Below are 24,063 nucleotides of genomic sequence, written 5' to 3'. Positions count from 1 at the left end.
GAATCTGGCACAGGAATGAACCGTCCAGACGGTGTAGTGAACCGTCCAGACGGTACAGTCAAGAACGCGTCAACGGCAAGGCGGCATTCCCGCAGTGAGGGGGCCCACCACACTGCGCGTCCCCGGCGCGGGCGGGCACGCCGATAGGGTGCGGCGATGCCGAGCGCCCGAGATCGCGTCCTGGACGCGTACGAGACGCTGTTGATCGAGGCGGGCCCGGCGAGCGCGACCCTCGAGGCCGTCGCCGCGGCCGCCGAGGTGTCCAAGGGCGGCCTGCTCTACCACTTCGGCTCGAAGGAGGCCCTGACCGAGGGCCTGCTGGAGCGGCTGCGCGCGCGCAGTAGGGCGGACGTCGCCCTGATGCGCGAGGACCCCGGCGGCGCGGTGGCGTACTACCTCAAGACCTCCGTGCCCGGCGCCGAGTCACCCGCGGGCCTCACCCGCACCTACCTCGCGACGCTGCGGATCGCGGACGGCAGCACGGCCGGCGAGTCGGCGCGCCGTGCCCTCGCCGAGGTGGACGCGGACGGCCTCGCCGCTCTCGGGACCGAGATCGAGGACCCGGTGCTCGCCTGGCTGGTCCAGCTCGTCGGCGACGGCCTCTACCTGCGCACACTCACGGGCGCCCCGCTCACCGGCGGCCTGCGCGTCGATGACCTGCTGGCCCGGATCCGCGACCTCCTCGGCTGAGTCCCCGGCCGGACCCGCCGGAGGGACCCACGTCACGCCCCGTCGGAAACCGTTAACGCTCCGTCGATCGGCGCCGAGCCACCCGCTCGGGGGTTCGACATGGTGGTGGTACGACGGGGCATCGTCGAGGTCGACATGGACCGGGTGGGGGCGGGCCCGCCGGTGGTGCTGATCGGCGGCATCGCGCGGCAGCGGCTGTGGTCGGGGCTGGCGGAGGCGCTGGCCGACCGCTACCGCGTGCTCATGCTCGACGTCCACGGCCAGGGCGCGACCCCGGCCTGGACGGGCGAGCACCGGATGACGTTGGCCGGTCAGGCCCGGCTGGTGCACGCGGTGACCGCGGGGAGCACCGAGCGGCTCGCGCTGGTGGGGCACTCGCTCGGCGCGGCGGTGGCGTTGCGGGCCGCCGTGGAGCTCGACGAGCGGGTCGCGGCGGTCGTCGCGTTCGAGCCGACGGCGTTCGCGCTGCTGGCCACGCCCGGGCGCGAGGAGTCCTGGGCGGCGGTGCGCGCCGAACGCGACCGGCTGCGCGCCCGGCTCGCCGCGGGTGAGCGCGAGGAGGCGGTGCGCGGCTCCTCCGACTTCTGGCTGGGCCCCGGCTCGTGGGACCGGTTCACCCCCGAGGAGCGCGCGCCGATCGAGGACGGCATCGAGCACCGGCTCGCCGAGTGGGACGCGGTCACCGACCCCGGCCTGACCCTGGCCGACCTGGCGACGGGTCCCGCGCCGACGATGCTGGTCAGCGACCCGGAGACGCTGCGCCCGCTCCGAGAGGTCACCGAGGTCCTCGCCGAGGCGCGCCCGGACTGGACCCGCGTCGACCTGCCCGGTGCCGGGCACTGGGCGCCGCTGACCCGCCCGGACCTCGTGCACCCGCTGGTCCGCGGGTACCTGGAGGAGCACCTCTGACCCCGTGTGGGCTCGTGGCTCATCTGCCCAGCGACACCGAGCTCATCCGGAAGTCCGGGACGCGCATGCCCGGGAACCGGCAGCGGGTGAAGTAGTCCTTCCACTCCCGGGGCAGGGCGGGCGCGGTGGCCCCGACCTCGGTGGCGCGGCGCAGCATGTCCAGCGGCGAGTAGTTGAACCGGAAGTTGTGGTCCACCTCGGCGGTGACCTCTCCGTCCTCCACCAGGTACACCCCGTCCCGGGTCAGCCCGGTGAGCAGCAGCGTGGCCGGGTCGACCTCGCGGATGTACCAGAGGCAGGTCAGCAGCAGGCCGCGCCGGGTGTTCGCCACCAGCTCCTCGATCGACGCCGAGGAGCCGCCGGTCAGGATCATGTTGTCGCCCGCGGGGGTGAAGGCCGTGCCGAACTCGGCGGCCTCGGCGCGGGTGTACTGCAGCTCGTGGACCTCGCCCTCGCGGATCCACTCGACCCGACGGGTCGGGGCCCCGTTGTCGAACACCGCGGGGCCGCCGCCCGCGATCACGACCGGCTCGTACTCCAGCCCGGGCTCGGCGGGGTCCGAGTACAGCGTGAGCGGCAGGTCGGTGAGCCGCTCGCCCACCGCGGCCCGGCCGGTGAACGCGCTGTGACCCTCCTGCGCGGCCCGGCCCTCCATCGACCAACCCAGGTAGACCAGCATGTCCGACACCGCGGAGGGCGGCATCAGGGTCTCGTAGCGGCCCGGCTCGAGGGACACCTTGCGGCTGCTCCAGGCGAGCCGCCGCTCGGCCTCGGCGGCCAGGGCCCGGACGTCGACGTCCGTGTAGTCCCGGGTCGCCGCGCCCACCCACGCGGACGAGTCGGCGCTCTTCGCGTTCAGCTCCACCGACCCCGTCGGCTGCACCCAGCGCCGCCGCACGCCCGTGGACGTGCCCAACCAGCTCGTGGTCAGCGAGTGGTCGGCGAACCCGAACTGGCGCGCAGGCCCCGCCAGCACCTCGGCCAGCCCCTCCGCGAGGTCGGCGTACACGGCGATCGAGGTCCGCGCGCCGGGCTCGCCCCAGCCCGGGTCCTCCGCCGACGGCTCGGGCAGCGGTGCGGCGTCCTTGGCGGGTCCCGCCTCGCGGGCGCTGCGTTCGGCCGCGGCCACGAGGTCGACGAGCCGCGCCGGGTCCGTGACGACCTCGCCCAGGCTCACCGTGCCCGCGGCGGGTCCGCCCGGCAGGTCCACCAGCGCCGCGACCGTGACCCGCGACGAGAGCGTGGACCCGTTGGTGGTCATGGTGGAGTTGGCCCAGCGCAGCACCGCCTCGCTGGTCTCGCTGACGATCACCACGCAACCGAGCAGGTGCCGCCCCGCCGCGAGGGTGCGCTCGACGATCTCCTGCGGGGTCAAGGTGGTCGTGGTGGACGTGGTGCTCACTGCCCCTCCTCCGCCGTGTTCAGCACCCGGATCCCGCGGAACAGCGCGCTCGGGCAGCCGTGGCTGACCGGCGCGATCTGGCCGGGCTGGGCCTTGCCGCAGTTCATCGAACCTCCCAGCCGCCAGGTGGAGGGGCCGCCGATCCCGGCCAGCGCCCCCCAGAACTCCGTGGTGGTGGCCTGGTACGCCACGTCCCGCAGCTGGCCCGCGAGCCTGCCGTGCTCGATGCGGAAGAACCGCTGCCCGGTGAACTGGAAGTTGTAGCGCTGCATGTCGATGGACCAGGAGCGGTCCCCGACGACGAGGATCCCGCGGTCCACCTGCGCGATCAGCTCCTCGGTCGTGGTGTCCCGCACCGGGTCCGGGGCCAGCGACACGTTCGCCATCCGCTGGAGCGGGACGTGGTGCGGGGAGTCCGCATAGGCGCAGCCGTTCGACCGGTCGAGGCCCAGCCGCGGGGCGAACGTGCGGTCCACCTGGTACCCGACGAGCGTGCCGCCGCGCACGAGGTCCCACTCGCCGGTGGCCACCCCGTCGTCGTCGAACCCGATGGTGGCCAGGCCGTGCGGGACCGTCCGGTCGCCGGTGACGTGCATGAGCTCCGAGCCGTACCGGAGGGTGCCGAGGAGGTCCGGCGTGGCGAAGGAGCCGCCCGCGTAGGCCGCCTCGTAGCCGATCGCCCGGTCGTACTCCGTGGCGTGCCCGACGGACTCGTGGATGGTCAGCCACAGGTTCGTCGGGTCGATCACCAGGTCGTACACGCCCGCCTCGACCGACGGCGCCTTCGTCTTCTCCGCCAGCAGCTCCGGAAGCTCGGCCAGCTCCGCCTCCCAGTCCCAGGCGGTGCCGGTGAGGTACTCCCAGCCGCGGCCCGCGGGCGGCGCGAGCGTGCTCATGCTCTCGAACGTGCCGGCACCGGGGTCGACGGTGGTGACCGTGAGCCCGGGCTCGATCCGGACCCGCTGCTGCAGCGTGCGGGTGCCCGCGAGGTCCGCGTAGAACTTGCCCTCGCGCACCTGGGTGACCCCGGCCTGCACGTGGTCGATCCCGTCGCTCGCCAGCAGCCGCCGGGAACGCTCGGTGAGCAGCGCGACCTTCTCGGCGGTGGGCACGGTGAACGGGTCGATCGCGTAGTCCGACACCCACTCCGCGACGTGCACGGGTTCCGCGGCCCGCTCCACCCGCTCCCGCGCGACGGGCGCCAGGGTCCGCGCCACCTCGACGGCCCGCTCCGCGGTCTCCGCCGCGCGCCGCGGCGTGGGCTCGACGTGCGAGGCGAACCCCCACACCCCGTCGACCAGGACCCGGACCGCGAGCCCGGTGCTCACCCCGTCCGCGACACCGGTGACCTCCCCGTCCCGCAACGAGATCCGCTGCGACACCAGCCGCTCGATCCGCAGGTCGGCGTGCTGCGCCCCGAGCGCGCGGGCGCGGGCGAGCGCCGCCTCGGCGCACGCCTCGAGCGGGAGCGCCCGGAACTCCGGATCCATTTCGGCTGACACGGGACCCACCGTAGCGACGCTCCCCGACCCGACCCCGCCGAACCGGGCTCGGGCGCCGGAGTTGTCCACAGGTTGGGCGAACTCACTCGAACCAGGTCCACGGCGCCCACCAGTGCACCTCGCGCGGCCCGAAGGTGTCCGGCCCGATCCGGACCGTCCGGTCGGCGAGCCCGTCCCCGTCGAGGTCGGTGTGCAGCACCAGGTCCGGCCCCTCGACGACGGCCGCGGTGTCCGCGTGCCCGTCCGCGTCGGTGTCGAGGTCCGCAGGTCCGATGCCGACCCGGATCGGCTCGATCTCAGCCATCCTCCGCCCCTCCCAGGGTGCGCAGTTCGTGGACGATCGCGGCCCGCCGGTCGGCGGCGAGCCGGTCGAGCACCGGCCCGGCCCGCTGTTCGAGGGTGAGGAGCGCGGTGTCGAGCTCGGCGCGGACGCCTGCGCTCGCGGCCCCGAGCGCCGCGTCGACCCAGCGGGCCCACCGCTCCCGCGCGACGGCCCGCCTGCGGTGCACCGCCAGCAGCGCGACCGCCGCCACCGCGAGACCGACGGTGAGCGGCAGGAGGACCCGCCCGCCCGCGACCGTCAGGCCCAGCGCGGGGGCGCCCGCGGCGAGGACCAGCGCCACCCGCACGGCGCCCCCGCCGCCGGAGCGGACCAGCGCCTCGACCCAGCCGACGCGCGGGGGGAGGGCGGGCAGGACCGGCCCCGCGCCCGGCGACCGGAGACCCGGGTGCGGCCCGGCCACCGCCGACCCGAGCAGCGCGGCGGGGATCGGGTCGAGCCCGGAGAGGCTCCCCGCCACCCGCCGGACCGCCGCCTCGCCCTCGGCGCGCACCGAGCCGACGGCGGCCGACCGGAGCGCGGCGAGCGCGGGTTCCAGCAGGGCGGGCAGCCGGGCGGGTGCCACGCGCAGCCACGGCGCGGACGACTCCCGCAGGACACGAAGGGCCACAGGCAGTTCCGCCCGGGACGCCACGGTGACCAACGCCAGCTCGGCGCGCAGCGCGGCCCGGGGCGCGGCCGCCGCCCGACGCTGTGCCTGCAGCTCGGATCGCCTGGCGGACAACGCGTCCGCGTACCGGTGCGGGTGGACGAGCGACTCCATGGCGGCAGCATGCCGCCCGCGCCCGGCCCCCGGCCCCGAACGCGGCGAAAGCGTTCACGGGTGCGAACGAAGATCGCCCGACCCCGCGACTCGCCACGGCGCCGGGCGTGCGTCAGAGTGGTCGGTCGGGTCGGCGGCGAGACGGGACGGGGGTGCGGCGTGGAGGACGATCCGGGGGAGTGGGCCTCCCTCGACTCCCGCACCGTGCCCGCCTCGGGCGTGGTCGCGACGGTGACGGCCGCGGTGGTCGGCGCGGCCGCCGTCGTGGCCGTCGCGACCCGCGCACCGGAGGCGGCCGGCGTCGCCGCGCTGTGGACCCTCGCCGCGGCGGTCGTCCTCGTGCTCGGCACGGTGTGCTGGGCCTGGGCGCGGTGGCGCGGCGCGGCCTACCGGGTCACCCCCGAGCGGGTGGAGCTGCACACCGGGACGCTGGTGCGGCGCAGGCGGTCCCTGCCGCTGCACCGGGTGCGCACGGTGGACGTCACGGCCGGGCCGGTGCTGCGGGCGTTCGGCCTGGTGGTGCTGCGGATCGGCACCGGGCAGCAACGCGGCCGCGGCGAGGCGACGCTGGCGCTGCGATCCGTCGACCGGATGGACGCGGAGCGGCTGCGCTCCCTGCTGCTGGACCGGATGCGCTCGGCGGGCGGGCCCCCGGCGGGACCCGCGGACGGCCGGATCGCCGAGCTCGACCCCCGCTGGCTGCGCTACGGAGTGCTGACCGCGGCCACCCCGCTGCTCGGCGTGGCGGTGACGCTCCTGCTCGTCGTCGGGCTGGACCCGGTGCCGGTGTGGCTCCCCCTGGTCCTCGTGCTGCCGGTCGGCGCGGCCGCCGCGCTGGTGCTCTACGCCGAGACCTGGAGCGGCTTCCGGCTGGACCGCGAGCCCGGGGACACCCTGCGGGTCCGGCGGGGCGTGGTGACCACCCGCTCGATCTCGCTGGAGGAGCGCAGGCTGGCGGGCGTGGAGCTCGTGGAGCCACTGGGCGCCCGGCTGGCGGGCGCCGCGCGGGTGGACGCCGTGGCCACCGGGCTGCTCGTCGGCGGCACCGAGAGCACCGAGCACCGGACCCTGCTGCCGACCTCGCCGCGCAGGCTCGCCGAGCGGGTCGTGGCCGTGATCCTGGGCGAGTCCCGCGCCCCGACGGCGGCGGCGCTGGCCCCACACCCGGCCGCCGCCCGGCAGCGCAGGCTGCGCCGGGCCGCGGTGGCGGTGGCGGTGCCGGTGATCGCGCTGGCGCTCACCGGGATCCCCGCGCTGATGATCACGGCGGCCGTGCTGCTCGTCGTGGGCGGGCCGCTCGCGGCCGCCCTCGCCGTCGACCTGGCCCGGGGGCTGGGGCACGCGGTCAGCGGTGACTACCTGGTGGTGCGCGCGGGGTCGCTGCGGCGCAGCACGGTCGCGCTGCGCCGCACCGGCGTGGTCGGGTGGACCGTGCGGCAGACGGTGCTGCAGCGCAGGCGGGGGCTGGTCACCGTGGTCGCGACCACGGCCGCGGGCCGCGGCGCGTTCCACGCCCACGACGTCGACGCCCGCGCGGGCGTCCGGCTGGCCGCGGCCGCGACGCCGCGGCTAGTCGTCCCGTTCGTGGCGGGCGACCAGGCGCGCGTAGCGGCTGCCCGCGGCGAGCAGGACCAGGCCCGCGCCGAGGAACGCCGCGACCCGGGCGAGCCCGTCGAGCGCGACGAGGTCGAACAGCACCAGCTTGCCGACGGCCGCCGCCACCAGCACCAGGCCCGCCACCCGTAGCGCGGGCCGGGTCACCCCGCGGGCGAGCAGGACCAGTGCGGCCACCGTCCACGACACGGTGACGACGGCGTGTCCGGCGAGGAAGCCGATCCCGCTGCCACCGGACACGAGCAGGGCCGCGGCGACCACGGCGCCGGTCGCCCCGTAGAGCGCGACGAGCGCCGTCGGTGCCCAGAGCACGGCGGTTCCCGCGTCCGCCCGGACCAGCCCGACCCGCCCGGCGGCCACCAGCGCCGCTACGGCGGCGGCGAGCAGCAGCAGCCCGGCGACCACGGCCGCGGGCAGGCCCCGGAAGGGCACCGACCCGACGACGGCGTCGACCCGCAGCTCCGCGCCGAGCACCGACACCAGCCCGACCAGCCCGAACGCGCCGCCGACGGCGAGCAGGGCCCGGCTGCGCAGCCCGGCCGCCGCCACGAGCAGCACCGCCGCCTCACCGACCAGCACGAGGTGCTGGGGCGTGCCGCGCAGCGCGGTGACCGTGGCGATCAGCACGGCGAGCCCGGCGACGGCGGTGGCGGTGGCCCGGACGCCCGCGGACGGCGTGCGCCACACCGCGAACGCCGCCAGGACGAGGGCCGCGAGCAGCGCGGGCCAGGCCTCGGCCGGACCGTCCCCGCGCCCGACGACGGCGAGCACCGGCACGGCCGCGGCCGCCAGCACCGCCGCCGCGGCGGCGGGCTGACGGGACCCCGCTCGTCCGGCCGGGCCCAGGACCACGGCGACCGCGGCCGCCACGCCGACGACCAACGCCACCAGCGCCAGCGCCGCGAGCCGGGTCCACCCGGCGTCCGACGCCGCGGCGGCGACACCGCAGTACAGCGCCGACCACACGGCCGTGACCACCGCAGGCGCGGCCCAGCCGCGGCGCAGCACCACCGGCGCGCACACGATCTGCAGGACGAGCGCGAGGGCGCCGGTGAGGACCGTCGGGCCGTCGGCGACGAACGGGGTCAGCACCCCCGCGCCGACGACCACCCCGACGGCGAGCGGGCGCGAGCCCCAGCGGTCCGCGAGCGCCAGCCCGCCCGCCGCGACGACCATCGCGAGCCCGCCCGCGACCAGGTCGGGGACCAGGTCGTAGAGCGCCGCGGCCGCGGCGAGGGACAGGAAGAGCGCCGCGACCCCGGTGCCGGCCAGGGCCTGGGCCCCCACGGTCGCCCGGGTCCGGCCCCGGTGCAGCCACATCCCCAGCCCGATCAGCACGATCCCCAGCGCCGCCCCGGCCGCCACGCGTGCGGTGGGCCCGAACCACCCGCGCGAGGCGGCGAGCACGAGCAGCAGCACCACGCCGAGGAGCGTGACCGCACCGCCGATCGTCGCCAGCAGGGCGGCGCTCGACACGGTCCGCAGCCGGTCCACCCACGTCGGACGGCGCGGCCCGGCGGGCACCGCGTACTGGAAGGCCGGGCCCGGGGTCCACGGCACACCCGCGGGCGGCGCCCACCCGGCGGGACCCGACACGCGCGGCGGGCCGAACGGCCCGGGGGCGTCGGCGGGCGGTCCCGGAGGGGGCTCGGCGTGCGGGCCCGCGGGCCGGACGGCCACCCCGGCGGGAGCGGTGGGCTGCGGGGCCCGCAGCTCTCCCACCAGCAGGTTCAGCGTGTCGCCGAGGGTGGCAACCCGATGGGCCAACTGGCCCAGCTCGACCGCGACGGCATGGACCCGTTCGTCGACGGCGGGCGGACGACCGGTCGGTGTGGTCATACCGGTGAGCGTGCCCCTCCGGCACCCGTGCAGGATGCGTGGGACTACGAGCATCGGATCACGAAACGGTCACGCTCCCCGCGCGCCGCGTCCCGAACGGGTGACATCTGGATCATCCGCAACCCGGGAGGCGGCGGATCGTTGGTCCGGTGGAGCGGACCTGTCTCTCTGGAGGTTGTGTGAGCGCCGTTACGCCCGCCCGGTCGGGACCGCCCCACGGGGCACCCGGGGCGCCGCCGTACCGCGGACCCCGGCCTGCAGGCCCGTTCCCCCCGAACGCGCCGCAGGGCCCCGGACCAGCGCCGTACGGCCCGCCGCCCGTCGGCTACCGACCGGCCCCCGCCCCCGGCATGCCCCCGCACGGCGGCCGTCCGGCGGCGCCCCCGGCACCGCTGGACGTCGACCGCCGCCCGCGGCCCCGCCAGGCGCCGCGGCGCTCCGGCAACCCGGCCGTGACGGTGGTGGTGCCGACCCGCAACGAGGCGCGCAACCTCGAGGTCGTGCTGCCCGCGATCGCGGCCGTGCGGCCCGCGGTGCACGAGATCATCGTCGTGGACGGCAACTCCACGGACGGCACGATCGAGACCGCGCGCCGGACGCTGCCCTGGGTGCGGTGCATCACCCAGACCCGCAAGGGCAAGGGCAACGCCATGGCGTGCGGGTTCGCCGCCGCCACCGGCGACGTGATCGTCATGTTCGACGCGGACGGCTCGGCCGATCCCGCCGAGATCCCGTCGTTCGTCCGCGCCCTCATCGCGGGCGCCGACTTCGCCAAGGGCTCCCGGTTCGCGAAGGGCGGCGGCAGCGAGGACATCACGCTGCTGCGCAAGTCCGGCAACGCCGGGCTGAACGCCGTGGCCAACGCGCTGTTCGGCACGTCCTACACCGACCTGTGCTACGGCTACAACGCCTTCTGGGCCGACCTGGTCCCCATGCTCGAGCTGCCGGACACCGACATCCCGCAGCCCGAGGACGGGACGATGATCTGGGGCGACGGGTTCGAGATCGAGACCGTGCTCAACTGCCGGATCGCCGCGGCGGGCCTCAAGATCACCGAGGTGCCGTCGATCGAGAAGGAACGCATGTTCGGCGAGACGAACCTGAGGACCTTCGCGGACGGCACCAGGGTGTTGCGTACCCTGCTGTCGGAGCACCGGCGCGCCGACAAGAGGAAATAAGGCGCATCCAGGAGGGACCCCCGCCCCGTGAACCTGTTCGAGCCGGCCGGGCAGCCCCCGGTCACCGCGACCGTGGTGGTCTGCGTCTACACGGACAAGCGCTGGGCGGACATCGTCGCCGCGGTGAACTCCGTGGCGGCCCAGGACGTCCGGCCGGTCGAGACGATCGTCGTCGTCGACCACAATCCGGCGCTGCTGGAGCGGTGCCGCGCGGAGCTGACGGGCGTGACCGTGCTGCCCAACGCGCACAAGCAGGGTCTCTCCGGCGCCCGGAACACGGCGATCGAGGCCGCGACCGGCGAGGTCGTCGTGTTCCTGGACGACGACGCGTCCGCCCGCGAGGGCTGGCTGCGCGCCCTCCTGGCGCCCTACGCCGACAAGGACGTGATCGGGGTCGGCGGGATCGCCCACCCCCGGTGGCCGGTCTCCCGCACCGCGGTCCACGACTCCGGCCGTCCCTCCACGCTGCCCGGCGGCACCAACCGGGACGCCACCGGCGAGCTGGACTGGATCGTCGGCTGCACCTACACCGGCCAGCCCACCGAGCAGGCCGAGATCCGCAACCTCATGGGCTGCAACATGTCCCTGCGCGCCGAGGTGTTCGAGCGGGTGGGCGGGTTCGCCGAGGACATCGGCCGGATCGGCAAGAACCCGCTGGGCTGCGAGGAGACCGAGCTCTGCATCCGGGCGCGGCAGGCCTACACGGCGGACGGCCGGGACGTGAAGATCCTCTTCGAGCCCGCCGCCGCCGTGGACCACCGGGTGTCCGACGACCGGGTCGACTGGTCCTACCTGCGTCGCCGCAGCTGGGCGGAGGGTCTGTCGAAGGCCGCCGTCTCCAAGCTGGTGGGGCAGGGGGACGCGCTGTCCACCGAGTCGAAGTACGTGGCCACGGTGCTGCCCAAGGCGCTGTTCCGCGAGGTGCGCCACAAGCGCCCGGCCTCGGCCGCCGCGATCGTGACCACGCTGGGCTTCACCGCCGCCGGATACCTGCGGGGCAAGCTGCCCGGGGCCACCGCGCACGTCCAGCTGCCCGCCTCCGACTCCGTCGCGGCTCCGCAGGCGCCCAAGGTCGACTCCCTCTCCGCTGATGGGGCCTGACACCCGCATCCCGTCGTTCGTCCACCACCGCACGCGGCTCACCGAGGGCCAGCAGCACGCCTGGGACACCCTGTGGCCGGTGTACGGCGGGGACGTTACGGACGTCGATCGGCTCGAGGGCCCGGTCGTTCTCGAGATCGGGTCGGGGAACGGCGAGGCGACGGCGCTGATGGCGGCCGCCGAGCCCGACCGGCGGCACGTGGCCGTCGAGGTCTACGAGCCCGGCCTGGCGCACCTGCTGATCCGGCTGCGCGAGCTCGGGCTGGAGAACCTGCGGCTGCTCCGCGGGGACGCGGTGGACCTGCTGGAACGCGCGGTGCCCGAGCGTTCCCTGGAAGGCATCCGGATCTTCTTCCCGGACCCGTGGCCCAAGCGTCGCCACCACAAGCGGCGCCTGGTGCAGCCGGACTTCGTGGCGCTGGCCGCCTCCCGGCTGCGCCCGGGCGGGTGGCTGCACCTGGCCACGGACTGGCAGCACTACGCAGACCAGATGCTGGCGGTCTGCTCGGCGTGCCCGGCCCTGCGGCCGGATCCCGCCATGGACCCCTGGCTGCCCCGCCCGGACTCCCGCCCGCTCACCAAGTTCGAGCAGCGGGCCGTCCGCGAGGGGCGCACGATCCGGGACCTCCGGTACTACGCGTAGGGCGGCGGCAGGTGCGGCACGGCGCGCGAGCGGCCCCGGAACTCGGCGACCACCGCGTCCCCCGCGGTGATCGTCACGTCGTAGATCCCGGACTTCCCGGCGAGCGCGGTCTCGCGGGCCTCGGCCACCAGCTCGTCGCCCAGCCGTCCGGCGCGCAGGAACGAGACGTCCCCGCCCGCGGCCACAGTGGACACCCCGCGGCTGTTGCAGGCGAAGGAGAACGCCGCGTCGGCCAGGAAGAAGAGGTAGCCGCCGTGGGCGACCCCGTGGCCGTTGAGGTGCGACTCGCTCACGGTCATCGTCGCCCGGGCCCGCCCGGGGCCGATGTCCAGCAACCGGATCCCGGCCGCCCGGATCGCCGCGTCCTGCGCCGTCATCGCCGCGGCCACCCGTTCGGCGGTCTCCTGCTCGTCCATCCGAGCATCATGCGGGATAGGGTCGCGCGGTGACGTCGACCGGCCCGCTCCCGCGCGTCCTGCTCGTGTGGGATGCGCCCAACATGGACATGAGCCTCGGCTCGCTGCTGGGGGCGCGACCCACGTCGGCGTACCGACCGCGGTTCGACGCGGTGGGTCGCTGGCTGCTCGACCTCGCCGGGCCGGAGGCCGTCGCCGAGGCGTGTGTGTTCACCAACGTCGCCCCCACCTCGACGGACGTGATCCGGCCCTGGGTCGAGGCCCTGCGGAACGTGGGTTTCGCGGTCTTCGCCAAGCCGAAGATCACCGAGGACAGCGACATCGACGACGACATGCTCGCGCACATCGACATGCGCCTGCAGGAGGGCCACCTGCGCCACGTCGTCGTCGCGTCAGGGGACGGGCGGGCCTTCCGCGAGCCGCTCGAGAAGCTGATCGAGCAGCACGTCGACGTCACGGTGATCGGGTTCCGGGAGTACGCGAACTTCGCGCTCGCCTCGGAGACCATCTCGTTCCTCGACCTCGAGGACATGGACGGGGTGTTCCGCGAGCCGCTGCCGCGGATGACCCTGGAGACGCTGCCGGACGAGGGCGCCTGGCTGCCGCCGTTCCGCTCGCTGCGGTCCCTGCTCGATCCCCGCCGGTGATCCGGTACTCCGCACCCGTCGTCCTGACCTGCGGCGACGGCTTCCCGATCGTGCGGGACGGCGTGGTCGACGTGCTGCCCTCCGGCCGGCTGGGGTACGTCGGGGCCGCCGCCACCGCACCCCGGCACGAGGGGCCGGTGCAGATCCTGTCGGGCCTCCTGATGCCCGGGATGGTCAACACGCACTGCCACACGCCGATGGCGCCGCTGCGCGGGCTGGGCGGTGACCTGCCGCTGCTGTCCTGGCTGCAGGACGTCATGTGGCCCGCCGAGGCGCAGCTGACCGCCGAGGACGTGCGCGCCGCGATGACCGCGGGTGCGGTCGAGCTCCTGCGCACCGGCTGCACCACCAGCGTCGAGATGTACTTCTTCACCGACGCCGTGCTGTCCGCCGTGGACGCCGTCGGATCCCGGGTGGTCCTCACGCCCGGGATCCTCGCCGCCCCCGGGTGGGACCGGCTCGGCTCGTGGGAGGAGCTGCGGGACGACGTGTCCGCCCGGATCGACGCCGACGGGCGCGTCTTCGGCGAGCACGACCGTTTCGAGCTCGGCTACGGACCCCACTCGGCGTACACCCTCTCGCCCGCGGCGCTGGAGTCGATCGCCGCCGAGGCGCAGGCGCGGGGGGCGCTGATGCACGTCCACGTGGCGGAGTCGGCACAGGAGGACACGGCCGTCCGGGCGAGCCACGGCTCCGTGCCCGCGCTGCTCGACTCGCTCGGGGCGCTGTCCGGGCGGGTGCTCGCGGCGCACTCCGTCCAGCTCTCGGCGGAGGATCTGGCGCTGTACGCCGCCCGCGGCGTCGCCGTGGCCCACTGCCCGGGCTCGAACGCCAAGCTCGCCGCGGGGGTCGCGCCGGTCCGGTCGCTCCGCGCGGCCGGGGTGCGGGTGGGGCTGGGCACCGACGGCCCCGCCTCCGGGGACGACCTCGACCTCTGGCACCAGGCCCGGCTCGCCGCGCTCTTCGCCCGGATCCGCGAGGACGACGCGGCCGCCCTGACGGCCGCCGACGTGCTGCTCATGGCCACCCGAGACGGTGCCGCCGCCATCGACCGCCCCGACCTCGGCGTCCTCGAGGAGGGCCGGTGGGCGGACATGGTGCACGTGGACCTCGAGGACCAGGCCTTCGTCGACCCGAGCGACGACGCCCAGCTGATCTCCAACCTCGTCTGGGCGGGCGGCTCCCGCCTGGTCCAGGACGTGTGGGTCGCGGGCCGCCTGGTGGTCGAGGACGGCGAGCCCGTCCTGGTGGACGCCGCCCGCACCCGCGCCGACCTCCGCGACATCGCCGCCCGGCTGCACTGACGGGGTCCGGGGGAGTGCACGTGTCGTGCGCTCAGTGCTGCATGATCACGGTCGGTGCCGCCGGCACGTAGGGTCGACGGGATGTGGACGAACTGGTCGGGCGGGCAGAGCTGTCGGCCCCAGCGCACCGACCGACCGCTCGACGAGGCGGGAGTGGTCGCGGCCGTCCGGCGGGCCGCCGAGCGCGGGCTGGCCGTGCGGCCCGTCGGGTCCGGGTACTCCGAGAGCACCCTGTCGCTGACCGGAGACGTCCACCTCGACTGCTCGGCGCTGACCGGGGTCGTCGACCTGGCCGACGACGTCGTCCGCGTGCGGGCCGGCGCGCGGCTGACCGAGGTGCACGCCGCCCTCGCCGAGCACGGCCGCGCACTGGCGACCGTCCCGCACGGCCCGGGCGCCACCGTCGGCGGGGCGATCGGGACCGGGACCCACGGCGGGTCGCGCCAGGTGGGGTCGCTGTCGGCACAGGTCGTCGGGGCCCGGTTCGTGGACGGCACCGGCACGCTGCGCCGGGCGGAGGACGCCGATCTCGACGCCCTGCGCTGCCACCTCGGCGCGCTCGGCGTGCTCACCGAGGTCAGCCTGCGGACCGTGGCCGCGACCCTCGTCGACGGGCACGAGGAGGTCGTCGACCCGGCGGAGGCCTCCGCGCCGGGCGGGCCGCTGGACACCCGGCCGTGGGCGGCGCTGCAGGTGCACCTGCCCAGCGGCGAGGCGCTGCTGCGGTGGGCGGGTCCCGCCGAACAGCGGGACCCGGTGCCGGAGGCGACGGGACCGGTGGACGCGATCGGACGCGTCGTCACGCGGCTGGGGCATTCGGCGTCCGCCCAGTTGTCGGCGCAGTGGTCGGCGCAGCGGTCGCGACCCGCGCCGCGCTGGGAGGGGGTGCCGACCGCGGCGCCGTACGTGCTGCTGCCGACCCCGGACCCCGCCCGCGAGACCTCCACGGAGTGGGCGGTCCCCCGCGAGGCGCTGACCACGGCGCTGCGCGAGCTCCATTCCGCGACGACGACGCGGGAGCTCGAGATCCGACGGCCGGTCGAGGTCCGCGTCGGGCCCGCCGAGACGGGCTGGCTGCACCCGGCGTTCGGGCGGGCGACCGGGTGGATCGCGGTGCGCAGCCCGCGCGGGGCCGACGACGGGCCGCTGTTCCGGCTGGTGGGGTCGGTGCTGGAGGGGATGGGCGGGCGCCCGCACTGGGCCGGGCGCCACGACTGGACGGCGGCCGACCTCGCCGTCGCCTACCCCCGGCTGCCGGACTTCCGCGCGGTGCGGGACCGCCTCGATCCGGACCGTCGCTTCGCGGGTGCGCACATGCAGGCGCTGCTCGGCCCCTGAGGCGCGGACCGCCGTCCGGACCGAGGCGCCCGAGTCGCGGCCCGGGTCGTCCGACTCGCGTGTCCGGAACGCGGGACTCGCGTGTCCGAAGTGGGGACTCGCGGAACGGGACGGGGCCGGGGGCCGCGGTCCGGTCACTCCCCCGGACCCCGGGCCACCGGCCCCTGGTCGACGTCGGTCCGCTCCCCAGCGAATCGACGCCTCCGCGGTCCCGAAGCGACCGCGGATGTCCTCCTTGCTTCTCTCATTTCCCCGCGACTCCCCAGCCGCGGGAAACCCTGGAACCCGTCAGAACGACAGGTGGTGGTGCCCCGAGCCGGAACCGACGGCCTTGCGGTGGTGGCGTCCGCCGTGGGCGGACAGGTCGCCGAACGCCTGCGGCCCGGTGTCGGTCAGCGAGGTGTACGCCGGGGCCACGGGGGCGTAGGCGGGCACGTGGGCCGCGTAGAGCGGTGCGTAGGACGGGCCGGCCGAGACGGGCGGGGCGACCGGCGGCGCCGCGGGCGCGGGGGTGCTCAGCGACGCGAGGGCCTGCACCGGGATCGGCGCGGTCAGCGGGTCGCGGCGGAACTCGTCGAGCGCCTCGGCGGAGCGCCGCGCGGGGCGCGTCCGGTCGCGCTGGGCCTCACGCTGGGCCTCGCGACGGGCCGTCGGCTCGTGCTGGCGCCCGCGCCAGCCGCCGACGGTGAGCGCATGGAAGATCGGGGTCTCCGCTGCGATCTCGGTGCGGCTCGCGTGCCGCCCGGGGAAGGGTCCGGTGTCCTCGACACCCCGCACGCGCACCGTGCTCCGTCGTGCTGATCCCTGAGCCCCGCTCTGGGTCCGCTCCCTGTCGGTCACGCCCCGCACCTCCGTCTCTCGTCCGTCGTGTGCGGCGAGATGGTGCCATCGGCCCTGTCCCCACAGGGCCGTTCGGCCGCACACACCACCCACAACGGGGTCACCTGCTCGGGGAAACGGGTCGGGCACTGTCGTTACCCACTTTGCGGTGGGTTCCATTCGTTCGGGTGGTGTAGATCCACTTCCGAGGCGCCCGTATCGCTCTCCGCAGCCGGCGACGGCGCCTGCGACCCGGCCGGAGCTCGTGTCGGCCGCCGTGTCCGGGCTCGGCGACGGCTCCGACGTGCATCGTCTCCGCGCCCTCACTCGATCGGGACGCGGGCCTCGGACGCCCCCGCGTCGACCCGCCGAACCCACTCCGGAGCCGATCTTGACAGCGGCCGCCGGAAGTCGTTCTCGCCCAGGTCACGGCGGTGTCACAACCCTCGGACGGCCACACTTTCGGGGTCGATCGGAGGCGCCCGGCGTGTTCCTCCGGCGCCCCCGCGAGCCCGCCGCCTACTGTCGCTCGCAACAACCGAAGATCACGCAGTTTCACCGAGGGTCAGCGGGTTCTCACTCCGGTGCACCACATGGCCCACAGGTGGAGGTCAACTACACGGGTGTAATTCGACTCTGCGTGACATCACTGCTCCACCTCGGTGGCGTCCGCGCGGCCCGCTCACCGCAACGGAGCAGTGCAGCCCGGCCCGCCGACGTCACGAGCGCACCGGCGGGCCGGACGGGCCCACGGGGGCTACCGTGCGCGGGTGAGCGACGATCCCGGTCCGCTGCCGCCCGACCGCACGCCCCCGGCGGTGCCCGCGCGGGGCCCCCACCACGCGTCCCCGGGGGCCGAGCCCGCCCCGCGCGCGGAGGACCGGGAGGAGCGCGCGGCCGCGGCGATCCCCACCCCGCTGCGGGTGATCTCCGAGATCTGCGCCCGCTCGCTGGTGATCGCCGCCGCCTTCGGCCTGCTGATCTTCCTGGTCATCCAGCTGCGCATCGTCGTGGTGCCCGTGGCGATCGCGGTGCTGCTGTCGGCGTTGCTGGCCCCGCTCGTCCAGCTGCTGACCCGCAACCGCGTGCCCCGCGGGGTCGCGGTGGCGCTCACCATGCTCGGCGGGCTGGCGGTGATCGGCGGCCTGCTGTCGTTCGTCGTCAACACGTTCATCGGCGGCTTCCCCGACCTGCAACGCCAGCTCACGGCCAGCCTGCAGGCCGTCCAGGAGTTCCTGGCGGGCGCGCCGTTCAACCTCAGCTCCGAGCAGCTGCGCAACCTGCCCGGCCAGATCGGGCAGGCGATCACCAGCGGCCAGGAGACGCTGACCACCGGCGTGCTCACCACCGCGGCGACCATCACCGAGCTGGGCGCGGGCATCGCGTTGGCGATCTTCACGCTGATCTTCGTGTTGTACGACGGCGCGCGGATCTGGGGTTTCCTGCTCAAGGCCACCCCGCGGCACCGGCGGGACAAGATCGACGTGGCCGGGCGGCGGGCCTTCGCCACGCTCGTCGGCTACACCCGCGCCACGATCCTGGTGGCCTTCGTCGACGCGATCGGCATCGGCATCGGGCTGTGGGCCGTCGGGGTGCCGCTCGTGGTGCCGCTGGCCGCGCTGGTGTTCCTGGGCGCCTTCATCCCGACCGTCGGCGCGGTGGTGTCGGGGGTCGTCGCGGTGCTGATCGCGCTGGTGGCCAACGGGCTGATCCCCGCGGTGATCATCCTGGCCGTGGTGATCGGGGTGCAGCAGCTGGAGGGACACGTGCTGCAGCCGCTGCTGCTCGGCCGCGCGGTCAAGCTGCACCCGCTGGCCGTGGTGCTGGCCGTCGCGGCGGGCGTGGTGATCGCCGGCATCCCCGGCGCCCTGCTGGCCGTGCCCCTGCTCGCCGTCGTCAGCGCGGCCGTGCGGTCCTGGGTGCGCACCGACGAGCCACCCGCCTACGCCGTCAATCCGGTGGACCCGCACGAGGGCAATCCCGACGTGGCCCAGCGCATCCGGGTCCCGAGCTGGTGGACCCGGCTCTTCCGTCGACTGGCAGCCGACCGCCGCTGAGACGACGATCGGTGCCGTGCGATACCTCGTGACCGGCGCCACCGGCTACATCGGCGGCAGGCTGGCGCCCCGCCTCCTCGCCCAGGGCGGCGCGGACACCTCCGTGCGCTGCCTGGTCCGCGACCCGGGAAAGCTGCGGGACGTCCCGTGGGCCGCGAACGCCGAGATCGTCCAGGGCGACCTGCTCGACCCGGACGCCGTGCGGGCCGCGTGCGAGGGCGTGGACGTCGTCTACTTCCTCGTGCACTCGCTGTCCGAGCACGGGTTCGCGGCGACCGACCGCAAGGTGGCCCTGATCCTCGGTCAGGCGGCCCGCGAGGCGGGTGTGCGGCGGATCGTCTACCTCGGGGGCCTGCACCCGGACGGGCCGCTGTCCGAGCACCTGCAGTCCCGGGCCGAGGTGGGGGAGATCCTGCTCCGCTCCGGCGTCCCGACGGCGGCGCTGCAGGCCGCCGTCATCCTCGGTTCGGGGTCGGCCAGCTTCGAGATGCTGCGCTACCTGACCGAGCGGTTGCCGGTGATGCTCACCCCGAGCTGGGTGCACAACCGCATCCAGCCCATCGCGGTGCGGGACGTGCTGCGCTACCTGATCGCCGCGGCCGACCTGCCGCCCGAGGTGAACCGGACCTTCGACATCGGCGGCCCGGACGTCCTCACCTACCTCGACATGATGCAGCGCTACGCCGCCGTGGCCGGCCTGCCCCGGCGCCGGATCCTCAGCGCGCCGGTGCTCACCCCCCGGCTCTCCGCGCACTGGGTCAACATCGTCACGCCCGTGCCGAAGGGCATCGCGGCGCCGCTGATCGAGTCGCTGGTGCACGAGGTCGTGTGCCGGGAGTCGGACATCGACCGGTACGTGCCCGCCGAGGGCCGCCTCGGCTACGAGGAGGCCGTGCGGCTCGCCCTCGCGCGGATCGGCGAGGGCGAGGTGGAGACGCACTGGTCGAACGCGGCCGTGTCGGGGGCACCGTCCGATCCGCTGCCGAGCGATCCGGCCTGGGCGGGAGGGACCGTCTACACCGACGACCGCGAGGAGGTGTCCGCGGCGTCGCCCGAGGCCCTGTGGCGGGTCGTCACCGGCATCGGCGGCGAGCGCGGCTGGTACTCGTTCCCGCTGGCCTGGTCGGTGCGCGGCTGGCTGGACCGGCTCGCGGGCGGGGTCGGGCTCACCCGCGGGCGCCGCGACCCGGACCGCCTGCACGTCGGGGACGCGCTGGACTGGTGGCGGGTCGAGGAGATCGAACCCGGCACCCTGCTGCGGCTGCGGGCCGAGATGAAGGTGCCGGGGCTCGCCTGGCTGGAGATGGGGGTGGCGCCGGACCCGCGGGGCTCGCGCTACACCCAGCGCGCCGTGTTCGTGCCGCGCGGGCTGACCGGCCACCTCTACTGGTGGTCGGTCGCGCCCTTCCACGGCATCGTGTTCGGCGGGATGGTCCGCAACATCACCGGGGCCGCCGAGGCCACCCCTACAGCGCCGACACGCCTTCGTCGAGCCGGTTGACCTCGTCGAGCGAGAGCTGCAGCTCGGCGGCGGCGCAGTTGTCCTCGAGGTGCCCGAGGTCGGACGTGCCGGGGATCGGCAGCATCACCGAGGAGCGCTGCAGCAGCCACGCGAGCGCGACCTGCGGCGCCGTGACCCCGTGCGCCCAGGCGATCTCGGCGACGGCGCCGCCGGGCTCGGCCAGCCCACCCGCCGCGACCGGGTGCCAGGGCATGAACCCGAGACCGTTCTCGGTGCAGTAGCGCAGCACGTCGTCCGAGCTGCGGTCGACGAGGTTGTAGCGGTTCTGCACCGTGGCGACCGGCACCGTGCGCCGGGCCTGCTCGATCACCTCGACGGAGACCTCGGACAGCCCGACCTCACCGATCTTGCCCTCGGACTGCAGCTCGGCCAGCACGCCGAACTGCTCGTCCGCGGGCACCAGCGGGTCGACGCGGTGCAGCTGGAACAGGTCGATCCGCTCCACGCCGAGGCGGCGCAGGGACAGCTCGCACTGCTGGCGCAGGTAGTCCGGACGCCCGCAGGGCACCCAGCGGCCGGGGCCGGGCCGGAGCTGCCCCGCCTTGGTCGCGATCGTCAGCCCCTCGTACGGGTGCAGGGCCTCGCGGATCAGGTCCTCGGAGGTCTCCGGGCCGTAGGAGTCCGCCGTGTCGATCAGGTTCACCCCGAGGTCGACGGCCCGACGCAGGACGTCGATCGCCGCCTTGGGGTCGGCGGGCGGACCCCACACGCCGGGGCCGGTGATCCGCATGGCGCCGAACCCGAGCCGACGGACCTGCGGTCCCTCGCCGATCCGGAAGGTGCCCGCCGACGCGATGGGGCGCGCGTCGGCGTCAGCGGCGGGCCCGGAGTGCGTGATGGCGCTGGTCATCGGCCCAGGGTGACACCGTCGGTGCCGGGACGGCCGCCGATCGTGACCAGTGCCTCCCTGTTCCGGGCCGACGGCGTCCTAGGCTGACGGTGTGGCGGACGCCGAAGACGTCCGGCGCCTCGCCCTGTCCCTGGCGGGCGTCGTGGAGATCGACAGCGACGGGTTCGACTTCCGGGTCGACGGCAAGGGCTTCGTCTGGTCGTACCCGGACCGCGTCGGCGGGAAGCGGGTGATCCGCACGGACGTCGCGGTGCTCTACGTCGGCGACGAGGCGGAGAAGCAGGCGCTGCTGCTCGGCGAGCCGGACCTGTTCTTCACCACACCCACCTACGACGGGCTGCCCTTCGTGATGGTGCGGCTGGAGCGGGTGAGCCCGGCGCGGCTCGCGGAGCTCGTGGAGGACGCGTGGCGGATGCGGGGCGAGCAGCGACCCTGAGGTCCTCCCGGGGTTTCTCCCGGATCCCGCGGGGCCCGGCCCGGACTAGCGTCACCGGCCATGGGGGACGAACTCCGAGCACAGGACCTGCGGGTGTCACACGCCGAGCGCGAGCACGTCGCCCGGCTGCTCAGCGAACACTTCGCCGAGGGCCGGTTGACCGTCGACGAGTACGGGGAGCGCAGCGCCGCCGCCACCGAGGCCGTCACGCGGGCCGACCTGAACCGGCTGCTGATGGACCTCCCAGGCGCGGAGGTCGCGCGCAGGCGCGAGCTGCTGGAGCTGGTCACCACCGGCGGGGACCTCACCCGCAAGGGCGAGTGGCTCGTGCCCGCGCGGATCGTGGTGCGCTCCCGGTTCGGCAACGCCTCGCTGGACTTCCGGGCGGCCCGCTTCTCCGTCCCGGTCGTCGCGCTCGAGTTCGACCTGACCTTCGGCAACCTCGAGCTGCGGGTGCCGAAGGGCACCACGGTCGACCTGGAGGACGCGCGCACCGGGTTCGGGGAGGTCAAGGACAAGATCGGCCCGAGCCTGGAGCGCGGCAACCCACACCTGGTCGTCGTCGGCCGGACGCGAGTGGGGAACGTCCGCGTGCGCCACTAGGCCTGCCCGCCGCCGAACGGTTAGCGTGGGCGCGTGGCACTGGCCGAGGCGGTCGACGCGCTGGTTCCGGACGGTTCGACCGTCGCGTGGGAGGGGGTTCCCGTCGCGGTCGCGCGGGCCCTGCTTCGCCGCCGCGGGCTGACCCTGGTGTCCACCGCGCCCGGGGTGTCGGGGGACCTCCTCGTCGGCGCCGGATGCGTGGACCGGCTGGTCACCAGCGCGGTCGCGGGGCCGCGCATCCAGGCGGCACTGCGCTCGGGGCTGGCGCTCGAGGAGCACACCGCCACGGGCATGGCCGCCGCGTACGACGCCGGGGCCGCGGGCCTGCCCTGCGGTCTGCTGCGCGGGTACACGGGGACGGACCTGGCCGCGGTCACCCGCGTCGCCACGGTGCGCTGCCCCTTCACCGGAGAGCAGCTCGCGGCGGTGCCCGCGCTCACCCCGGACGTCGCGATCGTGCACGCGCCGCGGGCGGACCGGATCTCGCCGGATCGGCTCCCGCCGCTGTACGCAGCCCGCCGCGCGCTCGTCGTGGTGGACGAGGACGGCGGGGAGGCGCCCTGGTTCGCCGAGGTGGTGCGCGCCGAACCGGACGAGGACGGCTGGGCCGAGCTCCTCGCCGACCGGACGCGGTTCACCGCGTGGCTGGCGCAGGCGCGGGCATGAGCGCGCTCGGATCCGCGGGGCTGGTGGCCGCCGCCCGGCTGCTTCAGGCCGGGCAGGTGTGCGTGGCCGAGCCCGGCGACCCGACCGCCGCGGCCCGTCTCGCCGCCGCGACCCACGCCCCGGGCCTGGTTGTGCTCGACGGGTCGCTGCCCCGCTACAGCCTGCGCCGCGCCCAGGTCGGCCTGGTCACGGCCGCGCAGATCGACGCGTTCGGCAACCTCAACACCACCGTGCTCGGGGACTACGACGAGCCCACCGCGCGGTTCGCCGGGCCGGGCCTGCTGCCGGACGTCACCGCCGCGCTGCCGACGATCGTGCTGCTGGCGCACCGGCTGGCGGCCTTCGTGGAGCGGGTCGACTTCGTGACCGCGCCGGGTGGGCTGTCCGGGCCGCTGGACCGCGCCCTCGTGGGACTGCCCGGGACGGGGCCGATCGCCGTCGTCACGGACCTGGGGGTGCTGCGGCCCGACCCGGCCACGGCCGAGCTCGTCCTGACCGACGTGCACCCGGGGGTCACCGTCGAGCAGGTGCGCGCCGAGACCGGGTGGCCGCTCGAGGTCTCCGCGGACCTCGTCGAGACGGCCCCGCCGAGCGAGGCCGAGCAGGCGGCTTTGACATCATCGGCCGCATGACCGCTCTGCTGCACCACCGCATCGACGGACCCGAGAGCGACGCGGCCGCGCCGACCCTCGTCCTGCTGGGGTCGCTGGGGAGCACCCTGGAGATGTGGGAGCCGAACGTCCCGGCCCTGGCCGAGCACTTCCGCGTCATCCGGCTGGACAACCTCGGGCACGGCGGGTCGCCGGTCCCGGACGGCCCCTACTCGATCGCCGGGCTCGCCGAGTCCGCCCTCGCCACCCTCGACGACCTGGGTGTGGACCGCTTCGCCTGGTGCGGGCTCTCGCTCGGGGCGATGATCGGGATGTACCTGGGCTCCGAGCACGGCGACCGCGTGTCGCGCCTGGCGCTGTGCTGCACCACCTCGTACTTCGAGGACAAGGGGCCGTGGCGGCAGCGCATCGAGACGGTCGGTCAGAAGGGCACCGGCGCGATCGCGGAGGCGGTGGCCGAGCGCTGGTTCACCCCGGACTGGGCCGCCGAGCACCCCGCGGTCCTGACCCGGGCGGCGGGGTGGATCGCCGGGACGTCGGACGCCGGGTACGCCGCCAGCTGTGCGGCGATCGTCGACTGGGACCACCGCGACCGGCTGCAGGCCGTGACCCCGCCGACGCTGGTCATCGGGGGTGCGGACGATCTCGCGACGCCGATCGTGCCGCACTCGCGCACGCTGGCCGAGTCCATCCCGGGCGCCCGGTTCGAGGTGATCCCCGGCGGACACGTCGCCACCTGGCAGAGCGCGGCGGAGGCCAACCGCCTCCTCCTGGACCACCTCACCTGAGGTCGTGCGTGGGAAGTGGTGCTCC

23 protein-coding genes and 1 pseudogene are annotated in these 24,063 nt (G+C 75.4%); 16 read left to right on the top strand and 8 right to left on the bottom strand.

Going from position 1 to position 24,063, the window contains the following annotated elements; genetic code table 11:
• Positions 1 to 156 precede the first annotated feature (156 nt).
• Positions 157 to 690 carry a TetR/AcrR family transcriptional regulator gene (locus L3X23_RS24930; protein ID WP_237194968.1) on the top strand — a complete coding sequence of 178 codons (534 nt, stop codon included), beginning with the start codon at positions 157 to 159 and terminating at the stop codon, positions 688 to 690.
• Positions 691 to 789: 99 nt separating this feature from the next.
• The gene (locus L3X23_RS24925) at positions 790 to 1,599 is read left to right on the top strand and encodes an alpha/beta fold hydrolase (RefSeq protein ID WP_237194964.1); all 810 of its coding nucleotides are present in this window, start codon (positions 790 to 792) and stop codon (positions 1,597 to 1,599) included.
• Between the two features lie 19 nt (positions 1,600 to 1,618).
• Here L3X23_RS24925 and L3X23_RS24920 read toward each other — a convergent pair whose 3' ends face one another.
• The 4 genes from L3X23_RS24920 to L3X23_RS24905 form a co-directional block, all read right to left on the bottom strand.
• The gene (locus L3X23_RS24920; protein ID WP_237194961.1) at positions 1,619 to 3,001 is read right to left on the bottom strand and encodes a metallopeptidase TldD-related protein; all 1,383 of its coding nucleotides are present in this window, start codon (positions 2,999 to 3,001) and stop codon (positions 1,619 to 1,621) included.
• The gene (locus L3X23_RS24915; RefSeq protein ID WP_237194959.1) at positions 2,998 to 4,503 is read right to left on the bottom strand and encodes a TldD/PmbA family protein; all 1,506 of its coding nucleotides are present in this window, start codon (positions 4,501 to 4,503) and stop codon (positions 2,998 to 3,000) included. Before L3X23_RS24915 ends, L3X23_RS24920 begins: the two co-directional genes overlap by 4 nt.
• Positions 4,504 to 4,585: 82 nt before the next feature.
• Positions 4,586 to 4,807, bottom strand: coding sequence for a hypothetical protein (locus L3X23_RS24910; protein ID WP_237194957.1), 222 nt, complete (start codon positions 4,805 to 4,807; stop codon positions 4,586 to 4,588).
• The gene (locus L3X23_RS24905; protein WP_237194955.1) at positions 4,800 to 5,606 is read right to left on the bottom strand and encodes a hypothetical protein; all 807 of its coding nucleotides are present in this window, start codon (positions 5,604 to 5,606) and stop codon (positions 4,800 to 4,802) included. Before L3X23_RS24905 ends, L3X23_RS24910 begins: the two co-directional genes overlap by 8 nt.
• 159 nt (positions 5,607 to 5,765) lie before the next feature.
• Between L3X23_RS24905 and L3X23_RS24900 the strand changes: the two genes are divergently transcribed.
• Positions 5,766 to 7,352: a PH domain-containing protein gene (locus L3X23_RS24900; protein WP_374204916.1), complete on the top strand. Its 1,587-nt coding sequence runs from the start codon at positions 5,766 to 5,768 to the stop codon at positions 7,350 to 7,352.
• A 135-nt stretch (positions 7,353 to 7,487) separates the two neighbouring features.
• On the opposite strand, the pseudogene L3X23_RS24895 reads toward L3X23_RS24900, so the two are convergent.
• A pseudogene (locus tag L3X23_RS24895) lies at positions 7,488 to 9,059 on the bottom strand (DUF2339 domain-containing protein); the annotation flags it as partial.
• A 350-nt stretch (positions 9,060 to 9,409) separates the two neighbouring features.
• On the opposite strand from L3X23_RS24895, the gene L3X23_RS24885 reads away from it, so the two are divergent.
• Genes L3X23_RS24885 through trmB form a run of 3 tightly spaced genes read left to right on the top strand, consistent with a single transcriptional unit; the run spans position 9,410 to position 11,981 of the window.
• Positions 9,410 to 10,237: a glycosyltransferase family 2 protein gene (locus L3X23_RS24885; RefSeq protein ID WP_218129773.1), complete on the top strand. Its 828-nt coding sequence runs from the start codon at positions 9,410 to 9,412 to the stop codon at positions 10,235 to 10,237.
• Between the two features lie 27 nt (positions 10,238 to 10,264).
• On the top strand, positions 10,265 to 11,338 hold the full coding sequence (locus L3X23_RS24880; RefSeq protein WP_218129768.1) for a glycosyltransferase family 2 protein: 1,074 nt from the start codon (positions 10,265 to 10,267) through the stop codon (positions 11,336 to 11,338).
• Positions 11,328 to 11,981, top strand: a complete 654-nt coding sequence (gene trmB, locus L3X23_RS24875; RefSeq protein WP_237194948.1) for a tRNA (guanosine(46)-N7)-methyltransferase TrmB — start codon at positions 11,328 to 11,330, stop codon at positions 11,979 to 11,981. The genes L3X23_RS24880 and trmB overlap by 11 nt, the downstream gene beginning before the upstream one ends.
• On the opposite strand, the gene paaI is transcribed toward trmB, so the two are convergent.
• A complete protein-coding gene (gene paaI / locus L3X23_RS24870) occupies positions 11,972 to 12,397 on the bottom strand; it encodes a hydroxyphenylacetyl-CoA thioesterase PaaI (protein ID WP_237194946.1) in 426 nt (141 codons plus the stop codon). The two genes, trmB and paaI, sit on opposite strands and share 10 nt — an antisense overlap.
• A gap of 29 nt (positions 12,398 to 12,426) precedes the next feature.
• Between paaI and L3X23_RS24865 the strand changes: the two genes are divergently transcribed.
• The 3 genes from L3X23_RS24865 to L3X23_RS24855 all read left to right on the top strand — a co-directional run bounded on the left by L3X23_RS24865 (position 12,427) and on the right by L3X23_RS24855 (position 15,686).
• The gene (locus tag L3X23_RS24865) at positions 12,427 to 13,044 is read left to right on the top strand and encodes an NYN domain-containing protein (RefSeq protein WP_093080487.1); all 618 of its coding nucleotides are present in this window, start codon (positions 12,427 to 12,429) and stop codon (positions 13,042 to 13,044) included.
• Positions 13,041 to 14,348 (top strand): amidohydrolase family protein, encoded by a 1,308-nt coding sequence (locus tag L3X23_RS24860; protein WP_237194943.1) that lies wholly within the window; start codon positions 13,041 to 13,043, stop codon positions 14,346 to 14,348. The genes L3X23_RS24865 and L3X23_RS24860 overlap by 4 nt, the downstream gene beginning before the upstream one ends.
• A gap of 81 nt (positions 14,349 to 14,429) precedes the next feature.
• Positions 14,430 to 15,686, top strand: coding sequence for a D-arabinono-1,4-lactone oxidase (locus L3X23_RS24855; RefSeq protein ID WP_237194923.1), 1,257 nt, complete (start codon positions 14,430 to 14,432; stop codon positions 15,684 to 15,686).
• 288 nt (positions 15,687 to 15,974) lie between these two features.
• Here the strand turns inward: L3X23_RS24855 and L3X23_RS24850 are convergent, their stop codons facing one another.
• Positions 15,975 to 16,526, bottom strand: coding sequence for a hypothetical protein (locus tag L3X23_RS24850; RefSeq protein WP_237194916.1), 552 nt, complete (start codon positions 16,524 to 16,526; stop codon positions 15,975 to 15,977).
• Positions 16,527 to 17,275: 749 nt separating this feature from the next.
• Between L3X23_RS24850 and L3X23_RS24845 the strand changes: the two genes are divergently transcribed.
• Positions 17,276 to 18,562, top strand: a complete 1,287-nt coding sequence (locus L3X23_RS24845; RefSeq protein WP_237194914.1) for an AI-2E family transporter — start codon at positions 17,276 to 17,278, stop codon at positions 18,560 to 18,562.
• A 16-nt stretch (positions 18,563 to 18,578) separates the two neighbouring features.
• Positions 18,579 to 20,063 (top strand): SDR family oxidoreductase, encoded by a 1,485-nt coding sequence (locus tag L3X23_RS24840; RefSeq protein ID WP_237194910.1) that lies wholly within the window; start codon positions 18,579 to 18,581, stop codon positions 20,061 to 20,063.
• Here the strand turns inward: L3X23_RS24840 and L3X23_RS24835 are convergent.
• Positions 20,029 to 20,934, bottom strand: a complete 906-nt coding sequence (locus L3X23_RS24835) for an aldo/keto reductase (RefSeq protein ID WP_237194908.1) — start codon at positions 20,932 to 20,934, stop codon at positions 20,029 to 20,031. The genes L3X23_RS24840 and L3X23_RS24835 overlap by 35 nt on opposite strands.
• A gap of 91 nt (positions 20,935 to 21,025) precedes the next feature.
• Here L3X23_RS24835 and L3X23_RS24830 point away from each other — a divergent pair, with 91 nt between their 5' ends.
• From L3X23_RS24830 to pcaD, 5 genes are read left to right on the top strand one after another with little or no spacing between them, the layout of a single operon-like run.
• On the top strand, positions 21,026 to 21,370 hold the full coding sequence (locus L3X23_RS24830) for an MmcQ/YjbR family DNA-binding protein (RefSeq protein ID WP_093080518.1): 345 nt from the start codon (positions 21,026 to 21,028) through the stop codon (positions 21,368 to 21,370).
• Between the two features lie 60 nt (positions 21,371 to 21,430).
• On the top strand, positions 21,431 to 21,973 hold the full coding sequence (locus L3X23_RS24825; RefSeq protein WP_237194906.1) for a DUF1707 domain-containing protein: 543 nt from the start codon (positions 21,431 to 21,433) through the stop codon (positions 21,971 to 21,973).
• Between the two features lie 33 nt (positions 21,974 to 22,006).
• Positions 22,007 to 22,639: a CoA-transferase gene (locus L3X23_RS24820; RefSeq protein WP_237194904.1), complete on the top strand. Its 633-nt coding sequence runs from the start codon at positions 22,007 to 22,009 to the stop codon at positions 22,637 to 22,639.
• A complete protein-coding gene (locus tag L3X23_RS24815) occupies positions 22,636 to 23,271 on the top strand; it encodes a CoA-transferase (protein ID WP_237194901.1) in 636 nt (211 codons plus the stop codon). The genes L3X23_RS24820 and L3X23_RS24815 overlap by 4 nt, the downstream gene beginning before the upstream one ends.
• Entirely contained in the window at positions 23,268 to 24,038 is a 771-nt protein-coding gene (pcaD, locus tag L3X23_RS24810; RefSeq protein WP_237194896.1) for a 3-oxoadipate enol-lactonase, read from the top strand. Before L3X23_RS24815 ends, pcaD begins: the two co-directional genes overlap by 4 nt.
• Positions 24,039 to 24,063: the final 25 nt, after the last annotated feature.

Origin of the sequence: Pseudonocardia sp. WMMC193 (genome assembly GCF_021728735.1) — a bacterium.
GTDB classification, from domain to species: Bacteria; Actinomycetota; Actinomycetes; order Mycobacteriales; family Pseudonocardiaceae; genus Pseudonocardia; species Pseudonocardia oroxyli.
The sequence above is the reverse complement of the archived record's forward strand: the minus strand, read 5'-3'. Positions and strand labels throughout refer to the sequence as shown.